Consider the following 5,173-nt stretch of genomic DNA (forward strand, 5'->3'; position numbering starts at 1 on the left):
GCTGCGTGTCGAGAAGCCCGCTGGGCATGAAGTGATTCATCCGCGCGTTGAGCCTGCCGCTGATCCGCTCACGCGTGCCCGCCAGATGCACGAAGACGACGTGCCCCTCGGACCCCTTCTGCAGAACATCGCGGTAGCTTCGCTTGAGCGCCGAGCAGGTGACGATCCCGGGCTCGCCGGCTTCGGTGCGCGCACGAATCCACTCGGCGATCGTTTCGAGCCACGGCCAGCGATCCTCGTCGGTCAGCGGTTGCCCCGATGCCATCTTCTCGACGTTCGAATCGGGATGCAGATCGTCGCCCTCCTGCAGGTCCCACTTGAGCGCACCAGCGAGAATGCCTGCCACCGTTGACTTTCCGGATCCGGACACACCCATGATGACCAGCACCGGATGCTGAGGAATTGCCTCGCTCACGTCGGATCACCGTGCCGGGCCCCTGTACCGCTGCCGCATTCGCTCATTGCCATCACGCTCCAAATCTGTGGTCGGTGACCCCATCGTTGTACCCCAAATGTCCGTTTGCCAATCGGCGCAAGGCGGCTTCGCCACCCGTGCGCCAAAAGTGTTGTTCAGGTGGTGAGAAGTGCACACCGGCGGCGGAGCCGCATCACGGGGCGCAGAGCCGCCTCGGGCGTGGGACGATCGATCGGTGGTGGCCGACGCGAGCGCAGAGTTCCTGCAGTTGCACGATTCCGTACTCGACAAGCTGGGGCGGGACATCGTGGCCGGAGCTGTACCCGCAGGGACCACGATTTCGGCGGACGACGTGGCTGTGCGCTTCGAGGTGTCGCGGACGGTGGTGCGCGAGGTGGTCAGGGTTCTCGAGTCACTCGGTTTGCTCACCGTGCGCCGCAGGGTGGGCATCACCGTGCTGGACTCTTCGCAGTGGAACTCGCTGGATCCGCTGGTCATCCGGTGGCAGCTCGCGGGTCCGCACCGGGCGGAACAGTTGATCATCCTCAGCGAACTCAGGTCGGGAATCGAACCGCTGGCTGCTCGTCTTGCCGCGACGCGGGCGACGCCCGAGCATTGCGGTCAGCTGACCGCCGCCGTGATCGGCATGTCCGCAACGTCGCGGGCCGCAAACTCCGACGCCTACCTCGCGCACGATTCAGATTTCCACCGCACCCTTCTCGCGGCGTCGGGCAATCCGATGTTGCGGTCGATGTCGGAGATCGTCGTCGAGGTACTCGCGGGCCGCACCCGCCACGCCCTGATGTCTCACCAGGCCGACCCCGAAGCAATTCGGCTGCACGGTCTCGTTGCCTCGTCCATACAGGCCGGCGACGGCGAAACCGCCGAACGGGCGATGTCGAAGATCGTCACCGATTCGGCCAAGTCGATCCGCGCTAGGGAGCAGAGAGCACGAGACCAGACGTAGGGACGCCCGTTCCCGCGGTCACGAGTACGTTCTGCACGTCCGCCACCTGGTTGACCGACGTGCCACGAATCTGCCTCACACCCTCGGCTATTCCGTTCATGCCATGGATGTACGCCTCACCCAGCTGACCACCGTGAGTGTTGAGCGGCAGCCTGCCTCCGAGCTCGATCGCGCCATCGGCGATGAAGTCGCGGGCCTCGCCCCGACCACAGAAGCCCAGTTCCTCGAGTTGCATCAGGACGAACGGGGTGAAGTGGTCGTACAATACGGCCGTCTGCATGTCGGCGGGCCGCAGCCCCGACTGCGCCCACAGCTGATCGCCGACGAGTCCCATCTCGGGAAGACCGGTCATGGCGTCGCGGTAGTAGCTGGTCATGATGTATTGGTCGGGGCCGCTCCCCTGCGCCGCGGCGGTGATCACCGCCGCCGGATTCTTCAGGTCTTTGGCGCGTTCGGCAGAAGTGACGACGATCGCGATGCCACCGTCCGATTCCTGGCAGCAATCGAGGAGGTGCAGCGGCTCGGCGATCCACCGCGAGTTCTGGTGATCCTCGAGCGTGATCGGCTTGCCGTAGAAGAACGCCGCGGGGTTGTTCGCCGCGTGTTTGCGGTCGGCGACGGCCACGGCGCCGAAGTCCTCACTAGTCGCTCCGTAAACGTGCATGTAGCGCCGCGCGACCATTGCGACGAACGAGGCGGGCGTGCCGAGACCGTGCGGGTACGACCACCCGGCGTCCACCCCCGACGACGTCGGAGCCGATGCCAAATGAGACGCGACCTGCCCGAAGCGGGCTCCCGACCGTTCGTTGAAGGCCCGATATGCGACGACGACATCGGCGACGCCCGTCGCAACGGCCATCGCCGCCTGCTGGATCGTCGCGCACGCCGCACCTCCGCCGTAGTGAACGCGGCTGAAGAACTTCAGATTCGGGATGCCGACCGCCCTGGCAACTGCCGTCTCGGTATTGGTGTCCATCGTGAAGGAGGTGAGCCCGTCGACGTCGGCGGCGGTGAGGCCTGCGTCGTCGAGTGCCGCGGTGACGGCTTCCGCTGCCAGCCTCAGCTCGCTGCGCCCGGAGTTCTTGGAGAAGTCCGTCGCTCCGATGCCGACGATCGCCGCCGCGCCGGACAGTCCGCTCATGTCAGCCTCACGGTGGCCGTGATGTGGTCGCCGAGAGAATCGGTGCCGACGACTGCGACCGTCATCTCGTTCCCGTCCACGGCGGACACCGTGCCCTTCAGCGTCAGCGTGTCGTACGCGTACCAGGGAACACCGAGTTTCAGGGCGATCGAGCGCAGCACTGCGGACGGCCCGGCCCAGTCGGTGACGAAGCGCTGTACGAGACCGGTGTCGGTGAGGATGTTGACGAAGATGTCCTTCGAACCTCGCTCGACGGCTTTGTCCCGATCGTGATGAACGTCCTGAAAGTCTCGGGTGGCCAACGCCGTCGACACCACGAAAGTGGGGTCTGCGGTGACCGTCAGCTCGGGCAGTACATCTCCGACGGCGGCGTTCACCGGACGGCCTTCCAGGCGGGCAGCGTCAAGGTGTCGTCGACGCGAAGGAACGCGGCCTCGACGGGGAGCCCGACGGTCACGTTCTCGGGTTCGATCCCGCGTAGTTCCCCGAGCATGCGCACTCCTTCTTCGAGTTCGACGAGTGCGACGACGAACGGGAGCGTCCGGCCGGGCACCCGGGGGGCGTGGTGGACGACGTAGCTGAAGACGGTTCCTCGGCCGCTCGCGACGACGTAGTCGATGGGCTTGTCCCGGTCCTGCCAGATCGCGGGAATCGGTGGGTGCCGCAGGGAGCCGTCGGCGACACGCTGTATTCGAAGCTCGCCGACTCGGGTTCCCTCCCAGAAGAATTCGGTCTCCTGTGACGCGACGGGCCGAATCTGCTGCGACGCATCCGCTGTCGGCGTCGGCACGAACTTGAGAACGCGGAACAGCATTTCGGCGACGGGTTCGTCGCCGACGTACCAGATGTTGCGGGTGGTGACGAACCACCCGTGCCCGAGGCCGGTCTTCTTCGGTCCCACCACATCTTCCAGCCGAGCCGTCAACGACACTTCCTCGCCGACCTGCAGGTAGCGGTGATACGTCTGCTCACAGTTCGTCGCGACGACGGATGTGAAGCCCGCGTCGTCGAGAATCGACATCATCTGTCCGAGCGGGTCGTCCGACGATCGGACACGGTGCAGTCCGCCCATCGTCCATACCTGGGCCATTGCCGGTGGTGCCACGACGCCTGCATGGCCCGCGGCGCGTGCGGCGTCCTCGTCGACGTACACGGGGTTGGTGTCGCCGATGGCTTCGACCCAATTGTTGATCATCGGCTGATTGACGGGATCTCGGCCGGCGCGCGGGGCACTCTCCCCCGATGCGGCAATACGCGTCGCGGCCTCGTCGATCGTCTCGGTCATCGGACGACTCGCGGGAGACCGAGCCCCGACGTCGCGATCAGCTCACGCATCACCTCGTTGACGCCGCCGCCGAACGTGATGACCAGGTTGCGTTTGACCTGCTTGTCCAACCAGTCCATGAACTTCGCGGTGTCCGGATCGGCGGGGTTACCGTGCCTGCCGACCAATTCTTCGGCAAGCCGACCGACCCGTTGGATACGTTCGGTGGCAAACACTTTGGTCGCGGATGCGTCGGCCACGTCCACTGTTTCGGCGGTACTCGATGCCACCTGCCAGTTGAGCAGTTCGTTGATGCGGAACGTGGCGTGGATTTCGCCCAGGGCGCGGCGAACGTCGGGCTCGTCGCGCACCCCGTGAGCGTCGGCCCAATTACGCAGTCTCACATGCAGTCCTGCGATTCGCCCGGCGGGCCCGAGCATCACCCGCTCGTGATTGAGCTGCGTGGTGATGAGTTTCCATCCGGCGTTCTCCTCCCCGACCAGCATGTCAATCGGAACGCGAACGTCGTTGTAGTACGTGGCATTGACGTGGTGCGCGCCGTCGCACGTGATGATCGGGGTCCACGAATAACCGGGGTCGCTGGTGTCGACGATGAGCATCGAAATGCCGCGGTGCCGCGAATCGGGCGGTCCGGTGCGCACCGCCATCCACACGTAGTCGGCGTCGTGACCGCCGGTGGTGAAGATTTTCTGCCCGTTGACGATGTACTCGTCGCCGTCACGCACTGCGGTGGTGCGCAGCGACGCGAGGTCCGTGCCCGCTTCGGGTTCGGTATAACCGATCGCGAAGTGCACTTCTCCCGCGAGGATCGCCGACAGGAATTTCGTCTTCTGTAGATGGTTTCCGTATTTCTGCAGCGTCGGTCCGACAGTCTGCAACGTGACGGCAGGCAGCGGAACATCCGCTCGCGCAGCCTCGTTGACGAAGATCGATTGCTCGACGTCTCCGAAACCGTGCCCTCCGAACTCTTTCGGCCAACCGACGCCCAACCATCCGTCGGTTCCCATCCGCTTGATGATCTTGCGGTACGTTTCTCCGTGCCGCTCGGTCATCATGATGTCGGCGTCGTGCTCGCTGACGAGGTCGGCGAAGTAGTTACGCAACCCTGTCTGCAGCTTCAGCTGCTCTTCGGTCAGTTCGACGAACATGCTGCCCCCACGAGGTCGAGTCGGTACGACGATCCACCCAGGATGCGGGCGAGGTCTTTGGCTGCCGAGTAGTACCGGTGCATCGGGTACGTCACGTCGACGCCGACCCCGCCGTGCAGGTGGTGGCACATTTGCATTGCGGCGGGCAATTCGGAGGCGATCCAGTAGGCGAGAACGTCGCTGTCGTCGGCCTGTCGATCTCGATCCGCCTGCCAGA

Annotated in this window: 6 protein-coding genes and 1 pseudogene; 1 reads left to right on the plus strand and 6 read right to left on the minus strand. The window is 64.9% G+C overall.

The annotated features are described in order from the left end of the window. Nucleotides 1-376 (minus strand): gluconokinase (locus tag WBQ44_RS14240; protein ID WP_495567331.1); only part of this gene is annotated, 376 nt, incomplete at its 3' end. 277 nt (nucleotides 377-653) lie between these two features. On the opposite strand from WBQ44_RS14240, the gene WBQ44_RS14245 reads away from it, so the two are divergent. Continuing rightward, on the plus strand, nucleotides 654-1,382 hold the full coding sequence (locus WBQ44_RS14245; protein ID WP_495567332.1) for a FadR/GntR family transcriptional regulator: 729 nt from the start codon (nucleotides 654-656) through the stop codon (nucleotides 1,380-1,382). On the opposite strand, the gene ltp2 is transcribed toward WBQ44_RS14245, so the two are convergent. The 5 genes and pseudogenes from ltp2 to WBQ44_RS14270 all read right to left on the minus strand — a co-directional run. Continuing rightward, nucleotides 1,351-2,523, minus strand: coding sequence for a 17-hydroxy-3-oxo-4-pregnene-20-carboxyl-CoA lyase (gene ltp2, locus WBQ44_RS14250; protein WP_495567327.1), 1,173 nt, complete (start codon nucleotides 2,521-2,523; stop codon nucleotides 1,351-1,353). The two genes, WBQ44_RS14245 and ltp2, sit on opposite strands and share 32 nt — an antisense overlap. Next, the gene (locus WBQ44_RS14255) at nucleotides 2,520-2,900 is read right to left on the minus strand and encodes a MaoC family dehydratase (RefSeq protein ID WP_495567328.1); all 381 of its coding nucleotides are present in this window, start codon (nucleotides 2,898-2,900) and stop codon (nucleotides 2,520-2,522) included. Before WBQ44_RS14255 ends, ltp2 begins: the two co-directional genes overlap by 4 nt. Then, entirely contained in the window at nucleotides 2,897-3,808 is a 912-nt protein-coding gene (locus WBQ44_RS14260) for a bifunctional MaoC family dehydratase N-terminal/OB-fold nucleic acid binding domain-containing protein (RefSeq protein WP_495567329.1), read from the minus strand. Before WBQ44_RS14260 ends, WBQ44_RS14255 begins: the two co-directional genes overlap by 4 nt. Beyond that, nucleotides 3,805-4,956, minus strand: coding sequence for an acyl-CoA dehydrogenase family protein (locus WBQ44_RS14265; protein WP_495567330.1), 1,152 nt, complete (start codon nucleotides 4,954-4,956; stop codon nucleotides 3,805-3,807). The genes WBQ44_RS14260 and WBQ44_RS14265 overlap by 4 nt, the downstream gene beginning before the upstream one ends. Further along, a pseudogene (locus WBQ44_RS14270) lies at nucleotides 4,941-5,173 on the minus strand (acyl-CoA dehydrogenase); the annotation flags it as partial. The pseudogene WBQ44_RS14270 and the gene WBQ44_RS14265, both read right to left, overlap by 16 nt.

It is taken from the genome of Rhodococcus sp. (in: high G+C Gram-positive bacteria), assembly GCF_049591685.1.
In the GTDB taxonomy this organism is placed as follows: Bacteria; Actinomycetota; Actinomycetes; order Mycobacteriales; family Mycobacteriaceae; genus Rhodococcoides.

What these genes read in the sequence shown, in the direction of transcription:
- WBQ44_RS14260 (WP_495567329.1), bottom strand. Translation starts at nt 3,808, where the DNA reads ATGACCGAGACGATCGACGAGGCCGCGACGCGTATTGCCGCATCGGGG.
- WBQ44_RS14265 (WP_495567330.1), bottom strand. Translation starts at nt 4,956, where the DNA reads ATGTTCGTCGAACTGACCGAAGAGCAGCTGAAGCTGCAGACAGGGTTG.
- ltp2 (WP_495567327.1), bottom strand. Translation starts at nt 2,523, where the DNA reads ATGAGCGGACTGTCCGGCGCGGCGGCGATCGTCGGCATCGGAGCGACG.